The sequence below is a fragment of the Streptomyces sp. NPDC040432 genome (assembly GCF_055595445.1).
In genome coordinates this window covers 1-17,325 of sequence record NZ_JBVIVP010000024.1, presented here as the reverse complement: position 1 = coordinate 17,325, position 17,325 = coordinate 1, and the positions used below count along the sequence as shown (strand labels likewise).

The window sequence follows — 17,325 nt, the reverse complement described above, 5'->3', positions numbered from 1 at the left end:
GTGCACCCATGGCAGACGACTACCTCGTACGCATCGGCAAGCTCATCCGTGACGCCCGGCAGCACCGTGGCTGGACGCAGAGTCAGCTCGCGGACGCCCTGGGCACCAGCCAGAGCGCCGTGAACCGGATCGAGCGCGGCAACCAGAACATCAGCCTTGAGATGATCGCCCGCATCGGCGAAGCTCTCGACAGCGAGATCGTCTCTCTGGGCTACGCCGGTCCGATGCACCTGCGCGTCGTCGGCGGCAGGCGCCTGTCCGGCGCCATCGACGTCAAGACGAGCAAGAACGCGTGCGTGGCCCTGCTGTGCGCCTCGCTCCTCAACAAGGGCCGCACGGTGCTCCGGCGCGTGGCCCGCATCGAGGAGGTGTACCGCCTCCTTGAGGTCCTGAACTCCATCGGCGTGCGCACCCGCTGGATCAACGACGGCGTAGACCTGGAACTCATCCCGCCGGCGCGCCTCGACATGGACGCCATGGACGCGGACGCCGCCCGTCGGACCCGCAGCATCATCATGTTCCTGGGCCCGCTGCTGCACCGCATGGACCACTTCCGCCTGCCCTACGCCGGTGGCTGCGACCTCGGCACCCGCACCATCGAGCCGCACATGATCGCCCTGCGCCGCTTCGGCCTGGACATCACCGCGACCGAGGGCATCTACCACGCGCAGGTGGAGGCCGGCGTCTCCCCCGACCGCCCGATCGTGCTGACCGAGCGCGGGGACACGGTCACCGAGAACGCGCTGCTGGCCGCGGCCCGCCACGACGGCGTCACCGTCATCCGCAACGCCTCCTCCAACTACATGGTCCAGGACCTGTGCTTCTTCCTGGAGGCGCTGGGCGTCGAGGTCGAGGGCATCGGCACCACCACCCTCACCGTCCACGGCGTCCCGAACATCGACGTCGACGTGGACTACTCCCCCTCCGAGGACCCGGTCGAGGCGATGAGCCTGCTGGCCGCCGCCGTCGTCACCGAGTCCGAGCTGACGATCCGCCGGGTCCCGATCGAGTTCATGGAAATCGAGCTCGCGGTCCTGGAGGAGATGGGCCTCGACCACGACCGTTCGGCGGAGTACGTCGCTGACAACGGCCGCACCCGCCTGGTCGACCTCACGGTCCGCCCGTCGAAGCTCGAAGCCCCCATCGACAAGATCCACCCGATGCCCTTCCCCGGGCTGAACATCGACAACGTCCCGTTCTTCGCCGCCATCGCCGCCGTCGCCCAGGGCCAGACCCTGATCCACGACTGGGTGTACGACAACCGGGCCATCTACCTGACCGACCTCAACCGCCTCGGCGGCCGACTCCAGCTGCTGGACCCCCACCGCGTCCTGGTCGAGGGCCCGACCCGCTGGCGCGCGGCGGAGATGATGTGCCCGCCGGCCCTGCGCCCGGCGGTGGTCGTCCTGCTCGCCATGATGGCCGCCGAGGGCACCTCGGTCCTGCGCAACGTCTACGTCATCAACCGCGGCTACGAGGAACTCGCCGAACGCCTGAACTCGGTGGGCGCCCAGATCGAGATCTTCCGGGACATCTGACCCGCCCACGGGTGACGCGCGGCTTTCGGCGGACTCGTGCAAAATGGCAGCGCCCCCTCCCCGACGCAAACGGGGAGGGGGCGCCGTGCTGTGCGGGTCGGACGTACCGCCGCCCGTCCGGTCGCCCGGGCGGACGGACTGGGGGCGGAGAACGCGACCGAAGGGAACCCCATGGCCAACGGGTGGCTGCCGCCCGCGGAGTACGTCCGGACCATTGCCCGGGCCACCAGTTACGCCTGCCTCTACTTCACCGATGCCGTCGGCCGGCCGGTGCAGTTGCGGGCGGTGCACGCGTACGAGGAGTGGCAGTGGCCCGGCGGGAACATGGATCCCGGGGAGACGCCGTGGCAGTGCGCGGTGCGGGAGTGCCTGGAGGAGACCGGGATCGTCTTCGAGGGTCCGCCGCGGCTGCTCGGTACGCACTTCATCGGGCACCAGGGCGACGCCTGGCCGGCGAACCACATCGGGTTCGTGTTCGACGGGGGCACGCTGACGGACGAGCAGATCGACGCGATCGTCCTGGATCCTGCCGAGCACCGCGAGGTCGGGGTCCGTTCCGTGGCGGAGTGGGAAGCGCTCATGACCCCCGTGAACTTCCGGCGGCTCAAGGAGATCGACGCGGCCCGCAGGGAGGGGCGCGTGGCGTACATGGAAACCCCCTGACGCGGATGTGATGTCAGTGGAATATGACTGCAAACAGCTGACCCTGCGGGGCTGACACGAATAGACTGCGGCGTTTTCCGTTTCCATACCGTTTGACACCGTTGACATCGTTGACCTGGGGGGTCCAACCATGTTCCACCGTCGCAGCGTTGCCATATGCGGGGCCGTGGGGGCCGTCGCCCTGTTGCTCACCGGGTGCGAGGACACCGCGCCGAAGAAGGGGGCGGACGCGAAGCCCGCCGCCGCCGCGCCGTCCTCCGGCGCCCCGGCCTCGCCCAGCGCGTCCACGGCTCCGGTCATGCCGGCCGTCGTCGGGCTCAAGTTCGCCGCGGCCGAGACGGAGGTGAAGAAGGTCATCACCGGGAAGATCGAGACCCGGGCCGCGTATGCCAATGTCACCCTGCCCGCCGACCGTTCGCAGTGGGACGTCTGCTTCCAGACCCCGGCCGCCGGCAGCGCGGTGACGGCCCCGGGTACCGCCGAGCTGTCGATCGTCGCGGCGGGCACGGCGTGTCCGGACAAGGCCGGGGCCGCCCTGCGGCCGTCGAAGGCCCCGACGACGGCCGCCCCCAAGGCGACGCCCAAGCCGACGCCGACGCCGGCCAAACCCAAGGCGACGACCGGTTCGGGTACCGGTACCGGCGGGACCACCGGCGGCGGATCCGCGACCGGCGGGACGAGCGGCGGCACCGGTGGAGGTGGCAGCGCCTACTACGCGAACTGCGACGCCGCGAAGGCCGCCGGCGCGGCGCCCATCCGGCGCGGCGAGCCCGGCTACCGCGCCGGCCTCGACCGGGACAAGGACGGCATCGCCTGCGACAAGTAGGCGACCGCGGAGGCCGGGGCGGATCGGGGAGCGGACCACGGGGCCGGAGCCGGGTCCCCGGGCGGCCACCGACCGCGACGGACGACGTCGGTATTCGGCCGGCCGCCCCGCCTCCCCTCGCCGGGCCCGGTGACGGGGCGGCAGAATCGGCCCTTCGGTACGGTGTCGAGGGGGCGGCCATGGCAGTGGTGACGGGTGCGGGCAGAGCGGTTCCGGGGCTGGAGGGGATCCCGTTGCTCGGGTCGCTCCTCGACCTGACCTCGGACTCGCTCGGAACCTACCTGCGGGCCCGCGAGCGGCACGGTGACGTCGTACGGATCACCGCCGGCCCGCCCGGACTGCGCGCCGAGCTCCACTGCGTGTTCTCCGCGGAGGGCGCCCAGCAGGTGCTGGCCACGGAATCGGCCAACTTCCGCAAGGACAACGTCTTCTACCAGGAGATCCGGGACTCCTTCGGCAACGGCCTGCTGACCAGCCAGGACGCGGACTACCTCCGCCAGCGCCGGCTCGTGCAACCGCTCTTCACGCGGAAGCGGGTGGACGGGTACGCCGGGGCCGTCGCGGCGGAGACCGGGGCGGCCGTGGCCTCCTGGGCCGAGGCGCCCGACGGGGTCGTCGACGTCCACGACGAGATGACGCGCCTGGCCCTGCGGGCGGTGACCCGGATCCTGTTCGGCACCGACGCGGACGCCACCGTCGACGTCGTCGACCGGTGTTTTCCGGTCATCACGCAGTACGTGCTGCGCCGCGGCTACTCCCCCGTGAAGGCGCCCCGGTCCTGGCCCACCCCGGGCAACCGGCGGGCGGCGGCCGCCCTGGAGGAGCTGTACGCGGTCTGCGACCGGATCGTGTCCGAGCGGCGCGGGGCGGCGCCGGACGGCGGCCGGGGCGAGGACCTGCTGACCCTGTTGGCCGAGGCGCGCAGTGCGGACGACGGCGCCTTCGACGCCGCGGAGCTGCGCGACCAGGTACTGATCTTCCTGCTGGCCGGGCACGAGACGACCGCCACCTCGCTGGCGTTCGCCCTGCACCTGCTCGGTCGGCACCCGCAGGAACAGGCGCGGGCCCGTGAGGAGGTCGTACGCGTCCTGGGCGACCGGACGCCGGAGGCCGCCGACCTCGACCGGCTCCCGTACCTGACCCAGGTGCTGAAGGAGGCGATGCGGCTGTACCCGGCGGCGCCGGCGATCGGTCGCAAGTCGGTCGCGGCCACGGAGATCGGCGGGTACGCGGTCCCCGCGGGGGCGGACGTGATCCTCGCTCCGTGGGTGACGCACCGCCACCCGCGCTACTGGCCGGATCCGGAGCGTTTCGACCCCGACCGGTTCACCCCGGAGGCGGAGGCCGGACGGCCGCGCTACGCCTGGTTCCCCTTCGGCGGCGGCCCGCGCGCCTGCATCGGGCAGCACTTCTCGATGCTGGAGTCGGTGATCGCGCTGGCGATGATGCTGCGCGCCTACGAGTTCGAGGCCGTGGACGCGCAGGTGCCCGTGAGTGCCGGGATCACCCTGGAGACGCGGGGCCCGGCGCGCTGCCGGATCCGCCGCGCGACCGGCTGATCCCGGGGCGGTGGGCCCGCCCGTCCCGGCGCCCGAACGCGGGCCCGAACGCGGGCCCGGGCGGACCCGCCCGGGCCCGACCGGAACGCCGGCGGGCATCCGTCGGCGTCAGCGGTAGTCGTCCGGGTGGCCCTGCATCCACGTGTTGATCTTGTCGCGGGTGGCGATCAGGGTCGTCTGGTTCTTCTTCAGGTTCTCGAAGCTCCGGTCGCCGCCGAGCTGCTTGTCGAGTTTCGCGATCAGGCTGATCGGCTCGGGGAAGTGGCCCGGGCCCTTGGGGTCGGCCTTCATGGCGCGGTCCATGCGGTGCAGCTCGTCGTACACCCGGCCGAGGAAGTACGCGCAGTTGCCGGGCGTGCAGGAGTCGTCCAGCGTGGCCTGGAGGCCGGCGAAGGCGTCGCGCACGAGGGAGACGGGCTCCTCGCCGGGGGTGCCGGAGGAGGCGGGCACGGCGGCCGTCGGGGACCCGGCGGAGGAGGCGGGCGCGGAGGGCGACGCGGGAGGGGACGCCTCGGCGGACGGCGCGGCGGAGACCGGGGCGGATGCCGACGTCGACGTCGACGCGGAGGCCTTCGGGTCGTCGCCCCCGCCCCCGCAGGCGACGGTGAACGTCGCCAGGGTCAAGGTCATGAGTGTGGCCGCGGCACCCCGCGCAGTCGTACCGAACATGGTTCCCCCCGTGTCTGTGGTCAGCAGACGGGACCTTACCCACCCGGTTCCTCGCGGACGGTGGTCGGGGTGTGGTTGCCCTGGAGTCGGGCCAGGTCGGAGGGCCGAACCTGGATCACGAACAGCGCGATGAGCGCGCCGACGAGGGTGAACAGCGCCGCCACGACGAAGGCGGCGCTGACGCCTGAGGTGAGGACCTGGTCGCCCCACGGGTCGGGGAGTCGGCCCGTGCGCAGGAAGGCGGCCTTCTGCCCGGGGTCGGCGGTGCTCAGGAAGGCCGGGACCTGGCTGCGGGCCTCGTTGCGGCTGGCGGTGCCGAAAACGGTGACCAGGATCGACAGGCCGAGCGAGCCGCCCACCTGCTGCATCGCGTTGAGCAGTCCGGAAGCCGCGCCCGACTCCCGGTCCTTGACGTTGGACAGGGCCATCAGGGTCAGGGAGACGAACTGCAGGCCCATGCCGGTGGCGAAGATCAGCATCGGGCCGAGGACGCTGCCCAGGTACGTGGAGTGGACGTCGGTCTGCGTGAGCCAGGCCAGTCCGACCGCGCAGCACAGGGCGCCGGTGACCATGAAGGGTTTGGGTCCGAACCTGGGCAGCAGTTGGGAGGCGGTACCGGCCGCCAGCGCGATCATGACGCTGACGGGCAGGAAGGCGAGGCCGGCGCGCAGGGGGCTGAAGCCGAGGACGTTCTGCACGAAGAGGGTCAGGAAGAAGAACATGCCGAAGATCGCGCAGGCGAGGAAGAGCATGATCCCGTAGGTGCCGGCCCGGTTGCGGTCGGCGAACATGTGCAGCGGTGTGATGGGTTGGGGCGAGCGGCTCTCGTTGAGGACGAACAGGAGCAGCAGGACCACGGCCGCCCCGAAGGACCCGAGGGTGATCGGGTCGCGCCAGCCGTCCTGGGACGCGCGGATGAACCCGTAGACGAGGGCGACCATGCCGAGGGTGGACAGCAGTGCGCCGGCGATGTCGAAGTGTCCGGGGTGGCGGGCCGATTCGCTGATGACCTTCGGGGTGGCGATGGCGATCAGCAGGGCGATCGGGACGTTGACGAAGAGGACCCAGCGCCAGTCGAGCCATTCGACGAGGATGCCGCCCGCGAGCAGTCCGATGGCCCCGCCGCCGGCCGATACCGCGGCGAACACGCCGAAGGCGCGGTTGCGTTCGGGGCCCTCGCGGAAGGTGGTGGTGATCAGCGCGAGGGCGGTGGGCGAGGCGATCGCGCCGCCGACTCCCTGGAGGGCGCGGGCCGCCATCAACTGGCCCGCGTTCTGGGCGAATCCGCCGAGCAGGGAGGCGAGGCCGAAGAGGACCACGCCGAAGATGAAGACGCGCCGGCGGCCGAGGATGTCGCCGACCCGGCCGCCGAGCAGGAGCAGCCCGCCGAACGTGAGGGTGTAGGCATTGACGACCCACGAGAGGCTCTCGGTGGAGAAGTCGAGGGCCGTCTGGATGTGCGGCAGCGCGATGTTCACGATGGTGATGTCGAGAACGACCATGAGCTGGCAGGAGGCGATGACGAGCAGCGCCGGCCCGTGTCGGCTCCCCCGGACCGTGCCGTCGGTCCCGTTGCTGGTCGGCAGTGCGTTCGGGTCCACCTAGTCGACGCTATGCCCGGTGCGCAAGCGTCACCACTCGAATGGACTAGGCTACGTCACCTATCCCATGTGATATTTCACATGACACACTGTTTCGCATGGACGATTTCCTCAGCCTCTCCGCCGCCACGGGCCGTTTCACCCACGGCGCCCCGCACGGCTTCTCGTTCGGCGACGACGGCCGGCTCCTCTGGTTCCTCCGCTCGGACGGTCCCACCGACCCCCTCGCCGGCCTGTGGGTCCTCGACACCACCACCGGCGCCGAGACCCTCCTGGCCCACCCCCGCACCCTCTCCCCCGAGCCGGGCGAACTCCCGATCGCCGAGCGCCGGTTGCGTGAGCGGACCCGACTGGTGGCCGCCGGGATCGGCTCCTACGCCCTGTCCGGCGACGGCCGTCACGCCGTGTTCCCGTTGTACGGGCGGCTGTACGCGGTCACCTGCGACGGCGTCGGCGGCGCCGAGGAGCTCCCCGTCGCCGGGCCCGCGCTGGACCCCCGCCCCGACGCCGACGGCTCGCGCACCGCCTACGTCGCCGACGACACCCTCCACGTCGTCCCGGGCGGCCGGATCAGCCCCGACGACGGAGCCCGCTGGGGCCTCGCCGAGTTCGCCGCGGCCGAGGAACTCGGCCGCGCCCGCGGACACTGGTGGGCCCCCGACGGGGAGCGTCTGCTCGCCGCCCGCGTCGACGAGGACGCCCTCCAGCGGCGCTGGTTCACCGACCCGGCCCGCCCCCACCTGCCCGCCGAGGACTTCGCCTACCCCGAGGCGGGCGGGCCCAACGCCGAGGTCGAGCTGTGGGTACTCGGGCCGGGACGACCCGTGCGCCTCGACCGGGACACGGAGTCCTTCCCCTACCTGTCGGACGCCTCCTGGGCGTCCGACGGCGAAATCCTGCTGACCGTCCAGGACCGGCTCCAGCGGACCGTGTTGCTGCTCGCCGCCGACCCGGACACCGGCGTGACCCGGGAGCTGTCCCGCACCACGCACCCGCAGTGGGTCGATGCCCTCCCCGGCACCCCGGCCCGGCTCCCCGACGGCCGGATGCTGACCGCCGCCGACACCCCGGGCGGGCTCGCGCGCGCACTGGCCGTCGACGGGAAGCCCCTGACGGGCGACGGGATCCAGATCCGCCGCGTGGCCGGGATCCACGAGGGCCGGCTGCTGGTCGAGGCCGGCCTGCGCGACCCCTCCGAACAGCAGGTGCTGCTCCTGGACCCCGACACCGGGGAGGTGACCCCGCTCGCCGACGGACCCGGCGTGCACGGCGCGCTCGCCGCCGCCGGCTCCCTGCTGCTGACCTCGGCCGACGCCGACGGGATCCGCCGCACCCTGCACACCGCCGACGGCCGCCGCATCACCCCCGCCGACCGGTCCGCAGCGCTGCCGTACCGGGTGTCGCCCGTCCTGGAACGGGTCACCGAGCACGGGATCCCCACCGCGCTGGTCCTGCCCCGCGACCACGTCCCGGGCCGCAGGCTGCCCGTGCTGGTCGACGCGTACGGCGGACCCGGATACCAGGACATCAGCGCCGAGCCGGTCCGCTGGCAGGCCAAGCAGTGGTGGGCCGACCAGGGCTTCGCCGTCGTCACCGTCGACAACCGGGGCACCCCGTACGTCTCGCCCGCCTTCGCGCACGCCGTCCACCGGGGCTTCTCCGACGTCACCCTGGAGGACCAGGCCGCGGCGCTGCTCGCCCTGGGCGAACGGCACCCGGACCTGGACCTGGGCCGGGTCGGCATCCGCGGCTGGTCCTACGGCGGCTACCTGGCCGCCCTCGCCGTGCTGCGCCGCCCGGACCTCTACCGTGCGGCCGCGGCCGGGGCCGCCCCGACGGACTTCCGGCACTACGACACCGCCTACACCGAGCGGTACCTGGGCCTGCCCGCGGAGCATCCCGAGGTGTACGAGCGGGACTCGCTGATCCCGGACGCCCCGGGACTGAGCCGGCCGCTGCACCTGACCACGGGCCTGGCCGACGACAACGTCCACCCCTCGCACACCCTGCGGCTGTCCCGCGCCCTGACCGACGCGGGCCGCCCGCACCAGCTCCTCGCACTGCCGGGCGTCACCCACATGACCCCGGGCGGCACCCGGGAGAAGGTGATGGCGCTGCAACTGGACTTCTTCCGGCGCGAACTGGCGTAGAACCCGCTCCGGGGGCCCGCCCGGGCCGCGGCGGCCGGTTCGGCGGGAACGACGGGGCCCCGGGGACGTCGTCGTCCCCGGGGCCCCGCGCCTTCCCGTGATCCCCGTCAGTCACCCGGGAAGTGACAGGCCACCTCGCGCGAGGCGGCGGGCCGCAGCAGGGGCCGCTCCCTGCGGCACCGTTCCTGCGCCTTGGGGCAGCGCGGGTGGAAGGTGCAGCCCGGGGGCGGCGCGGCCGGGCTCGGCGGGTCGCCGAGCAGCACGATCCGCTCCCGCCGGCGCTCCGCCGCCGGGTCGGGCAGCGGGACGGCGGACAGCAGGGCCCGGGTGTAGGGGTGCTGGGGGTCCTCGTACAGGGACTTCTTGTCGCCGATCTCGACGATCCGGCCGAGGTACATGACGGCGACCCGGTCACTGACCCGTTTGACGACGGACAGGTCGTGCGCGATGAACACGTAGGCCAGGCCCAGTTCGGCGCGCAGCCGCTCCATCAGGTTGACGATCTGGGCCTGCACGGAGACGTCGAGGGCGGAGACCGGCTCGTCGGCGATCAGCAGCCGGGGACCGGTGGCCAGCGAGCGGGCGATGCCTATGCGCTGGGCCTGGCCGCCGGAGAACTCGTGCGGGTAGCGGTCGATGTGCTCGGGGATGAGCCCGACGAGTTCCATCAGTTCGGCCGCCCGGCGGCGGGCGTCCGCCGCGCTGCGGCCCTGCACCAGCAGCGGGTCTGAGATGATCCGGGCCACGGTCTGGCGCGGGTTGAGGGAGGAGTGCGGGTCCTGGAACACCATCTGGATGTTCCTGCGGACCGGCCGCAGGGCGCTCTGGGACAGCCGGCTGATGTCCCGACCGTCGAAGGTGACGGTGCCCGAGGTGGGTTCGAGCAGACGCACCAGCATCCGGCCCGTGGTGGACTTCCCGCAGCCCGATTCCCCGACGAGGCCCAGGGTGCGGCCGGCCTCCAGGTCGAAGGAGACCCCGTCCACGGCCCGTACGGGTGCGCCCCGGCGGCCGGTCACCGACCGCTTGCCGGGGAAGGTCATCGTCAGGTCCCGTACGGACAGCAGCGGTCCGCCCGCCCCGTCGGGCCGGGCGGCGGGCGCCCCGGTGGAACGCGTGGTGTCGGGGCTCATCGGGAAACCTCCGGGACGGCCGCGGGGCGGCTGTGGTGGCAGGCGCTCGTGCGGGCCGGGCCGGCGTACGGGTCCGCGTACGGGACGAGTTCGGGGCGGCGCGTCGCGCAGAGGGCCCGTTCGGTGTCGGTGCCGGTGGCGGCGCGCCCGCAGCGCGGGGCGAACGCGCAGCCCGGGGCGCGGACCAGCAGGGAGGGCGGGGAGCCGGGGATGGCCCGCAAGGGTGCGTCGTCGGTGTCGTCGAGGCGGGGCAGCGAGTCGAGGAGCCCGCGCGTGTAGGGGTGGGCGGGGTCGGCGAACAGGTCGTCGACCGGGGCCTGTTCGACGGCCCGGCCGCCGTACATGACCAGCACCTCGTGGGCCACGCGGGCGACGACGCCCAGGTCGTGGGTGATCATCACGACGCCGAGGCCGTGTTCCTGCTGGAGGCGGGCGATCAGCTCCAGGATCTGGGCCTGCACGGTGACGTCGAGGGCGGTGGTCGGCTCGTCCGCGATCAGCAGTTCGGGCTCGCAGGCCAGGGCCATGGCGATCATCGCGCGCTGGCGCATGCCGCCGGAGAACTGGTGCGGGTACTCCCCCGCCCGGCGGGCCGGTTCGGGGATGCCGACCTCGCCGAGCATGTCGACGGCCCGTTTGCGGGCGGCGGCCCGACCGGCCCGGAAGTGCACCCGGACGTGCTCGGCGATCTGCTCGCCGACCGTGTAGTACGGGTGCAGGCTGGAGAGCGGATCCTGGAAGATCATGGCCATCCGGCGGCCCCGCAGTTTCGACAGCCGCTTCTCCGGCAGGCCCGTCAACTCCTGTCCGGCCAGGGCGATGGAACCGGCGACCTCCGCGCCCCGGTGCAGGCCCATGACCGCGAGGGAGGTGACGGACTTGCCGGAGCCGGACTCGCCGACGATGCCGAGGGTGCGCCCGGCCTCCACGGTGAAGTCGAGCGAGTCGACGGCGCGCACCGTGCCGCGCGGGGTGGTGAACGTGACGCTGAGGTCGCGCACTTCGAGGAGCGGGGCGTCGCTCATCAGTACCTCACCCTCGGATCGATGACGGCGTACAGGAGGTCGACGGCGAGGTTGGCGACGACGATGAAGAAGGCGGCGAGCAGGGTGACGCCGAGCACGACCGGTTGGTCGGAGCTGACCAGCGCCCCGTAGAACAGCCGCCCGATGCCGGGCAACCCGAAGATGGACTCGGTGATCACGGCTCCGGCGAGGAGCCCGCCGAGGTCCATGCCGAAGATGGTCAGGATCGGGGTCATGCCGGAGCGCAGCCCGTGTTTGACGACGACGGTCCGCTCGGGCATGCCCTTGGCGCGGGCGGTGCGGATGTACGGCTCGGCCATCGCCTCGATCATGGAGCCGCGGCTCTGGCGGGCGTACATGGCGGCGTAGAGGAGGGCGAGGGCCGTCCAGGGGAGCAGCAGGTTGGCGGCCCAGCCGATCGGGTCGTCGGTGAGTGCCTGGTAGGTGGGGTAGGGCAGGAGTCCGGCGATGCGGATGACTCCGTAGATGAGCAGGACGGACGTGAAGTAGACGGGCAGGGACGCGGCGGCGACGGCGCCGACCATCAGGGCCTTGTCGGTCGCGGTGTCCTTGCGCAGGGCGGCGGTGACGCCGGCGCCGAGCCCGAGGGCCAGCCACAGGACGGCCGCGCCGAGGGCGAGGGAGGCGGAGACGGGCAGCCGGTCCATCAGCAGGTCCCACACGGGCAGCGAGCTCTCGTACGAGTAGCCCAGGCAGGGGAAGTCGCAGGCGACGGCGTACTGGCCGGTGCCGAGGGTGCGACCGGTGAAGATCCCGACGAGGAAGTCGGCGAACTGTTTCCACAGGGGCTGGTCGAGGCCCAGGTGCATCCGTACGTCGGCCAACCGCTCGGCGCTGCAGGTCTTGCCGCAGGCCGCGGCGGCCGGGTCGGAGGGCAGCACGTAGAAGATCAGGAAGGTGACCGCGGCGATGGCGAGCAGGACACCGGTCAGGGCGAACAGCCGGCGGGCGAGGTAGAGGATCACGTACGGCCGCCCCTCGGGTCGAGGATGTCGCGCAGGGCGTCACCGAGCAGGGTGAAGGCGAGCACGGCGAGGAAGAGGAAGACGCTGGGGATGACGAAGTACATGGGGTCGGTCTCGTAGAAGGCGACGGACTCGGCGATCATCTGGCCCCAGGAGGGGGTCGGCGGGCGCACGCCGACGCCGAGGTAGCTCAGCGCCGCCTCGGTGCTGATCATGCCGGGAATGAGGAGGGTGGTGTAGGCGATGACCGGGCCGGCGACGCCGGGGAGGATGTCGCGGGTCAGGATCCGCCAGGAACCCGCGCCGCCGACGCGGGCGGCGTCGACGTACTCGCGGTGTTTGAGGGAGAGGGTCTGGCCGCGGACGACGCGGGCGATCCCGGGCCAGCCGAAGACGCCGATGACGGCGGTCATGAGGACGATCCGGTTGACGTCCTTGGCCACGGACAGCATCGCGATCATGAAGATGAGGGACGGGAAGGACATCGTCAGGTCCATGAGGCGGGACAGGACGGCGTCGGTTCGGCCGCCGAAGTAGCCGGCGGCGATGCCCGCGGCGGTGCCGGTGATCACGACGATCGCGGTGGCCGCGAAGGCGATGAGGAGGGAGACCCGGGCGCCGTGGACGACGCGGGCGAACAGGTCGCGGCCGGTGACGGGTTCGACGCCGAGCCAGTGGTCGGGGCCGATCCCGCCGAAGGAACCCAGGGGCAGTCCGCCGAGGTAGGGGTCGACGGCGGTCTTGTCGAACTCCTCGGGGGACCATCCACCGAGCGCTCCCAACCACGGCGCGGTGACGGCCATCAGGACGAAGAGCAGGACGACGCAGAGGCTGACGCGGACGGCGGGCCGGCGGCGCAGTTCCCGCCGGGCGAGCTGCCAGGGGCTGCTGCCCGGGGGGACGTCCCCGGTGCGGGGGGCTTCGGGGGTCGGTGCGCCGTCCGGGGCGGCCGGGAGGCCGTCGCCCTGTCCGGCGGGTCCCCGGCCTGCGGGTTCCTGTCCGGCGGATCCCTGTTCGGCGGGTCCCTGTCCGGCGGCGCCCGGTGCGGTGGTGGTCATGGTGTCGAAGGCCTCCGGATCCTCAGCCCTGGCTCTTCGACGGGTCCTTGAGGCCGACGGTCGCGTAGTCGATGGTGCCGGTCCACACGGGGTGGCCGAAGGCACCCGCGACGTTCGGGCCGACGAGGAGCGGCTTGCGCTCCAGCAGGACCGGGACGGACGGGGACTTCTTCATGATCTCGGCGTCGAGGTCGATCCAGGCCTGGTTGGCCTGCTTGGCGTCGGCCATGGCGTTGATCTCGTCGATCCGCTTCATGGTGGCCTCGTCGCGGAACTGGCTGTTGTTGCCCTGGTTCCCCTTGTCCTTGATGGTGCGGCCGTCGAAGACGAAGGGGATCCAGGTCGAGCCGGAGGGATAGTCGGGGCACCAGCCGCTGAGGGACATGTCGGGGGTGGTCGAGAGGTCACCGATGACGTCGTAGTAGGCGCCCGGGTCGATGGTGTCGATGACGACCTCGATGCCGGCGCGGGACAGGCCCTGCTGGATGGCCTCCGCCTTGCCCTTGTCCCCGGTGGAGACGGCGAGGGAGACCTTCAGGGTCTCCTTTCCCGCCGCCTTGAGGAGTTCCTTCGCCTTGGCGGGGTCGCCCGCGGCGGGGATCTTCAGGGTGTCGGCCTGCTTGCCGCCGGAGAGGGCCGGGGGCAGGTAGGCGGTGGCGACCTCGTTGAGGGCCGGGCCGCCGCCCGCGGTGACCACGGCCTCCTTGTCGACGGCGTACTGCATGGCTTCGCGGACCTTCGGGTCGTCGAACGGCGCGCGGGAGTTGTTCAGGTGGAGCATCTCGGTACAGCCCTGGGACTCCGCGAGCAGCCGTGCCTTGACGTCCGGCTTGGGCAGCACCTTGGGGGCGCTCTCGGGCCGCATGTCGGAGTACTGGACGGCGGAGGCGTCGGCTCCGTCGCCGGCGATGATGCGGTCGTCGATCTGGCCGCCCTTGAGGCCCATGACCACGACGAACCTGTCGGGGTAGGCCTTGCGGACGGTGTCGGTCCTCGGGTCCCAGTGCTCGTTGCGCACGAGGACGAGCTTCTTGTCCCGGTCGTACGTCTCGATCCGGTACGGGCCGGAGGAGAACGGGCGGGCATCGTACTGGGTGCCCTTCTCCTGGGACTGCGGGACCGGGGCGAAGGTGGGCAGGGTGGCGGTCGCGGAGAACTCCGCGACGGGGCGCTTGAGTTCGAAGACGATCGTGCGGTCGTCCGGGGTCTTCACCGAGTCGAGGTGCTTGCCCTGGAGAGGGCCCTTGTACCCGTCGGTGCCGGCCAGGTACTGGGCGGCGTAGTCGGGGCCGCCGGTGAGGTCGGGGGCGAAGGAGCGCTCGACGTTGTACTTGATGTCCTGGGCCTTGATCGGCGAGCCGTCCTCGTACTTGACACCCTCCTTGAGGGTGAAGGTCCAGGTGCGGCCTCCGTTGGAGGGGGTACCGAGGTCGGTGGCGAGGTCGGGGACCAGCTCGCTGCCCGCCTTGCCCGGTTCGGCCTTGAAGGTGACGAGCGTGCGGTAGAGGAGGCGGGTGCCGAAGTCCATGGTCGGCATGACCCAGTTGCGGGCGGGGTCGAGGTGGGCGAAGTCCTGGTTGGACAGGACGGTGAGGGTGCCGCCCTTGACGGGGGTGCCGCCGAGGGTCTTGCCGTCGTTGGCCGCGGCCGGGTTCGCGGCGGAGGGTGCGGCGGAGCCCTTCTTCGGATCGGAGCAGCCCGAGGCGCCGAGTGCGAGTGCGGCCACGACGGCCGTGGCGAGGGCGAGTTGGGTGCGCTTGGTCATGGGTCACTCCAGTGAAGGGCCGCGCTTTAGGATGTGACCGGTAACATAGTAATGTGAAATTGTACTGACAAGGGTTCTGCGGCCCCGTTATCCAGCCGTGTCCAAATCCCGCCCTCTGGAAGGGTGTTGGCGATCGGCGGAGCGGGCCGGGCGGTCTGCCGTCCCCCGCAGGCCGGCAGACTGCCGGGTCATGAGCGAACACGAGATCGAGCGGGCCGCCGGGGGCGGGGCCGTGGGCTCCTGGGTGACCTTGGGGTTGCTCGCGGCGTGGGCCGTCCATGACGCGGAAGAGGTCGTCATGGTGCCGCGTTGGGTCCGGGGCGGGGTGCCCGAACTACGACAGCGCCTGCCGCGGGTGCCCGATCGGGTGTGGCGGCGCCTGGAGTCGATCGACCGGACCGAGTTCACGGCCGCGGTCGCCGTGATGGCCTGCGTGGTGGGCGCGGCAGCCGCCGACGGGTACCGCACCGGCGGCCGGTCCGCCTTCTACCAAGGGGCCCTGAACGGATTCGGGCTGCACGGCGTGGTGCACCTGGCGCAGGCCGCCGCGGTCCGGGGCTACACGCCGGGATCCGTCACCTCGCCCCTGGTGGTCATCCCCTTCACCCTCTGGGCCCGCGGCCGACTGCGCCGGGCCGGGGTCCTGCGCCCCTCGCGCCCGCGCGACGCCGTACAGGGCCTCGCCCTCGCCGCCGCCGCCACGGTCGGGGCCCACCGCGTGGCCCGCCGGGCCGTCGCCGTCGTGGGATCGGCTTCGCGCGCCGGGAGTTGACGGGTGTCCGGGCTCCGGGCTCCGGGCTCCGGGCTCCGGGCTCCGGGCTCCGGGCTCCGGGCTCCGGGCTCCGGGCTCCGGGCTCCGGGCTCCGGGCTCCGGCGGGATCGTGCGCGGGCGGGGCGCGCGGTGCCTACGAGGTGCCGGACGTGAAGCGCCAGACGGCGTGCTCCAGGCCGCCGGGTTCGTGGCCGAGGAGCACGGCGGCCTCCTCGTAGGCGGCGCGGAGTTGCCCGTAGGGAAGGTTCGGGACGCCGGCGTTCGCGGCGAAGGTCCGCAGGTGCACGTCCACGGCGACCTGCGAGCGGCCGACGAGGTTGCCGATGTAGTCGACGGACTTCGGCCCCACGCCCTTCACCGTGCGCAGGGCGGCGCGGTTGGTGCGGTGGCCGAGCCAGGCGTGGAGCTCTTCCCTGGTGTCCACGCCCCGGTCGGACAACAGGTCCGCGATGGCGTGGGCGGTCGCGACCCTGCGGGGGCTGTTGAAGTCCATGGCGACGGCCAGTTCCTCGGTGGCGATGCGCGCCCGGAATCCGCGAACGGTCCTGGCGTCGGGCCACCGTTCCTGAAGTCGCACGAGCCTCGGCAGGACGGTCGACCGGTACTTCCGACGGGCGTGGAAGCTCGCGTCGCAGATGACGGCTCCCATGTGCGTCCAGCCGCCGGGCGCGGGGAACGGTCCCCCGCCGAGGGCGTCCTGGACGTGCGCGGCGAGCAGTCGGGCGGGAGTGGGGGCGGTCATGGGCCCATGATGCCGCCCTGTCCGATCGCCCGGGGTGAAAGCGCCGAAGCCGACGGCCCAACGCCCCCGGGGGCGTGCCGGGGGGCCCGGGCCCGGGCCCCGGGGCGGCGGGCCCTGGAACAACAGCCTTGGGGCGGCGGTCCCTAGGACCTCACCCAGGTCCCGTCCGCTTCCCAGCGGGCGAACCGCTCGTGGACGGTCTGCCGAGGTCCGTACCGTTCGGGCAGGTCGCGCCAAGGAGCCCCGGTCCGCAGCCGACACAGCACCCCATTGACCACCTGCCGGTGATCACGCCACGGACGACCCCGCCCATCCGCCCGCGGCAACAGGGGCTCCACTCGCTCCCACGCCGCATCCGTCAGCTCACCTCGACCTGCCACAAGATCAATGATCACACCGGCTATACAGTCCCGCCTGTGACAAATCATCAGGACGAAACCAGGGTGGCCTACGACGAAGTCGTCGAGCTGTACGCATCGCTGTTCGCGGACCGGCTGGAGACACAGCCGTTCGCCCGGGCCATGATCGGCACCTTCGCCGAACTGGTACGCGCGACGGACAACCTGCGGGCGGCTGACGTCGGGTGCGGGCCCGGGCATTTGACGGCCATGCTGCACGAACTGGGCCTGGACGCCTTGGGGCTCGACCTTTCCCCCGGCATGGTCGATCACGCCCGGCGGGCCCATCCGGCACTGCGCTTCCAGGAGGCGCGGATGGAATCCCTGCCGATCGAGGACGGCGCGCTCGGCGGCGTACTGGCCCACTACTCGATGATCCACACCCCTCCGGGAGAACTCCCGGAGCTGATTGCTGAGCAGGTACGCGTCCTGGCGCCGGG

Annotated in this window: 15 protein-coding genes and 1 pseudogene; 7 read left to right on the top strand and 9 right to left on the bottom strand. The window is 72.3% G+C overall.

Annotated elements, in window-relative coordinates; translation table 11 throughout:
• Positions 1-8: 8 nt before the first annotated feature.
• The 4 genes from ACZ58N_RS32265 (at position 9) to ACZ58N_RS32250 (ending at position 4,586) form a co-directional block, all read left to right on the top strand.
• Positions 9-1,538, top strand: a complete 1,530-nt coding sequence (locus tag ACZ58N_RS32265; RefSeq protein WP_281206080.1) for a helix-turn-helix domain-containing protein — start codon at positions 9-11, stop codon at positions 1,536-1,538.
• A gap of 171 nt (positions 1,539-1,709) precedes the next feature.
• A complete protein-coding gene (locus ACZ58N_RS32260; protein ID WP_471167147.1) occupies positions 1,710-2,201 on the top strand; it encodes an NUDIX domain-containing protein in 492 nt (163 codons plus the stop codon).
• A 130-nt stretch (positions 2,202-2,331) separates the two neighbouring features.
• Positions 2,332-3,027, top strand: coding sequence for an excalibur calcium-binding domain-containing protein (locus ACZ58N_RS32255; protein WP_471167146.1), 696 nt, complete (start codon positions 2,332-2,334; stop codon positions 3,025-3,027).
• Between the two features lie 179 nt (positions 3,028-3,206).
• Positions 3,207-4,586, top strand: coding sequence for a cytochrome P450 (locus ACZ58N_RS32250; protein WP_471167144.1), 1,380 nt, complete (start codon positions 3,207-3,209; stop codon positions 4,584-4,586).
• 108 nt (positions 4,587-4,694) lie between these two features.
• Here ACZ58N_RS32250 and ACZ58N_RS32245 read toward each other — a convergent pair whose 3' ends face one another.
• The gene (locus ACZ58N_RS32245; protein WP_471167142.1) at positions 4,695-5,216 is read right to left on the bottom strand and encodes a hypothetical protein; all 522 of its coding nucleotides are present in this window, start codon (positions 5,214-5,216) and stop codon (positions 4,695-4,697) included.
• A gap of 74 nt (positions 5,217-5,290) precedes the next feature.
• Entirely contained in the window at positions 5,291-6,841 is a 1,551-nt protein-coding gene (locus tag ACZ58N_RS32240) for an MFS transporter (protein WP_471167329.1), read from the bottom strand.
• Positions 6,842-6,954: 113 nt separating this feature from the next.
• Here ACZ58N_RS32240 and ACZ58N_RS32235 point away from each other — a divergent pair, with 113 nt between their 5' ends.
• On the top strand, positions 6,955-9,006 hold the full coding sequence (locus ACZ58N_RS32235) for a S9 family peptidase (RefSeq protein WP_471167139.1): 2,052 nt from the start codon (positions 6,955-6,957) through the stop codon (positions 9,004-9,006).
• A 107-nt stretch (positions 9,007-9,113) separates the two neighbouring features.
• Here ACZ58N_RS32235 and ACZ58N_RS32230 read toward each other — a convergent pair whose 3' ends face one another.
• From ACZ58N_RS32230 to ACZ58N_RS32210, 5 genes are read right to left on the bottom strand one after another with little or no spacing between them, the layout of a single operon-like run.
• Entirely contained in the window at positions 9,114-10,139 is a 1,026-nt protein-coding gene (locus tag ACZ58N_RS32230; protein ID WP_471167137.1) for an ABC transporter ATP-binding protein, read from the bottom strand.
• Positions 10,136-11,164 (bottom strand): ABC transporter ATP-binding protein, encoded by a 1,029-nt coding sequence (locus ACZ58N_RS32225; protein ID WP_471167134.1) that lies wholly within the window; start codon positions 11,162-11,164, stop codon positions 10,136-10,138. Before ACZ58N_RS32225 ends, ACZ58N_RS32230 begins: the two co-directional genes overlap by 4 nt.
• On the bottom strand, positions 11,164-12,150 hold the full coding sequence (locus tag ACZ58N_RS32220) for an ABC transporter permease (RefSeq protein ID WP_471167131.1): 987 nt from the start codon (positions 12,148-12,150) through the stop codon (positions 11,164-11,166). Before ACZ58N_RS32220 ends, ACZ58N_RS32225 begins: the two co-directional genes overlap by 1 nt.
• On the bottom strand, positions 12,147-13,208 hold the full coding sequence (locus ACZ58N_RS32215; RefSeq protein ID WP_471167129.1) for an ABC transporter permease: 1,062 nt from the start codon (positions 13,206-13,208) through the stop codon (positions 12,147-12,149). The genes ACZ58N_RS32220 and ACZ58N_RS32215 overlap by 4 nt, the downstream gene beginning before the upstream one ends.
• 22 nt (positions 13,209-13,230) lie before the next feature.
• Complete coding sequence (locus ACZ58N_RS32210) at positions 13,231-14,973, bottom strand: ABC transporter substrate-binding protein (protein ID WP_471167126.1); 1,743 nt, start codon at positions 14,971-14,973, stop codon at positions 13,231-13,233.
• Positions 14,974-15,163: 190 nt separating this feature from the next.
• On the opposite strand from ACZ58N_RS32210, the gene ACZ58N_RS32205 reads away from it, so the two are divergent.
• Positions 15,164-15,745, top strand: a complete 582-nt coding sequence (locus ACZ58N_RS32205; protein ID WP_471167124.1) for an HXXEE domain-containing protein — start codon at positions 15,164-15,166, stop codon at positions 15,743-15,745.
• A 133-nt stretch (positions 15,746-15,878) separates the two neighbouring features.
• On the opposite strand, the gene ACZ58N_RS32200 is transcribed toward ACZ58N_RS32205, so the two are convergent.
• Together ACZ58N_RS32200 and ACZ58N_RS32195 are read right to left on the bottom strand one after the other, a co-directional pair.
• Positions 15,879-16,487, bottom strand: a complete 609-nt coding sequence (locus tag ACZ58N_RS32200) for an HhH-GDP family DNA glycosylase (RefSeq protein WP_471167122.1) — start codon at positions 16,485-16,487, stop codon at positions 15,879-15,881.
• A 149-nt stretch (positions 16,488-16,636) separates the two neighbouring features.
• A pseudogene (locus ACZ58N_RS32195) lies at positions 16,637-16,867 on the bottom strand (transposase); the annotation flags it as partial.
• 36 nt (positions 16,868-16,903) lie between these two features.
• On the opposite strand from ACZ58N_RS32195, the gene ACZ58N_RS32190 reads away from it, so the two are divergent.
• On the top strand, positions 16,904-17,325 hold a 422-nt coding region (locus ACZ58N_RS32190; RefSeq protein ID WP_471167119.1), incomplete at its 3' end, for a class I SAM-dependent methyltransferase.

Excerpts from the sequence above, each read along its gene's own strand:
- ACZ58N_RS32265 (WP_281206080.1), top strand. The coding sequence starts at position 9 with ATGGCAGACGACTACCTCGTACGCATCGGCAAGCTCATCCGTGACGCC.
- ACZ58N_RS32260 (WP_471167147.1), top strand. The coding sequence starts at position 1,710 with ATGGCCAACGGGTGGCTGCCGCCCGCGGAGTACGTCCGGACCATTGCC.
- ACZ58N_RS32255 (WP_471167146.1), top strand. The coding sequence starts at position 2,332 with ATGTTCCACCGTCGCAGCGTTGCCATATGCGGGGCCGTGGGGGCCGTC.
- ACZ58N_RS32250 (WP_471167144.1), top strand. The coding sequence starts at position 3,207 with ATGGCAGTGGTGACGGGTGCGGGCAGAGCGGTTCCGGGGCTGGAGGGG.
- ACZ58N_RS32245 (WP_471167142.1), bottom strand. The coding sequence starts at position 5,216 with ATGACCTTGACCCTGGCGACGTTCACCGTCGCCTGCGGGGGCGGGGGC.
- ACZ58N_RS32235 (WP_471167139.1), top strand. The coding sequence starts at position 6,955 with ATGGACGATTTCCTCAGCCTCTCCGCCGCCACGGGCCGTTTCACCCAC.
- ACZ58N_RS32230 (WP_471167137.1), bottom strand. The coding sequence starts at position 10,139 with ATGAGCCCCGACACCACGCGTTCCACCGGGGCGCCCGCCGCCCGGCCC.
- ACZ58N_RS32225 (WP_471167134.1), bottom strand. The coding sequence starts at position 11,164 with ATGAGCGACGCCCCGCTCCTCGAAGTGCGCGACCTCAGCGTCACGTTC.
- ACZ58N_RS32215 (WP_471167129.1), bottom strand. The coding sequence starts at position 13,208 with ATGACCACCACCGCACCGGGCGCCGCCGGACAGGGACCCGCCGAACAG.
- ACZ58N_RS32210 (WP_471167126.1), bottom strand. The coding sequence starts at position 14,973 with ATGACCAAGCGCACCCAACTCGCCCTCGCCACGGCCGTCGTGGCCGCA.
- ACZ58N_RS32205 (WP_471167124.1), top strand. The coding sequence starts at position 15,164 with ATGAGCGAACACGAGATCGAGCGGGCCGCCGGGGGCGGGGCCGTGGGC.
- ACZ58N_RS32200 (WP_471167122.1), bottom strand. The coding sequence starts at position 16,487 with ATGACCGCCCCCACTCCCGCCCGACTGCTCGCCGCGCACGTCCAGGAC.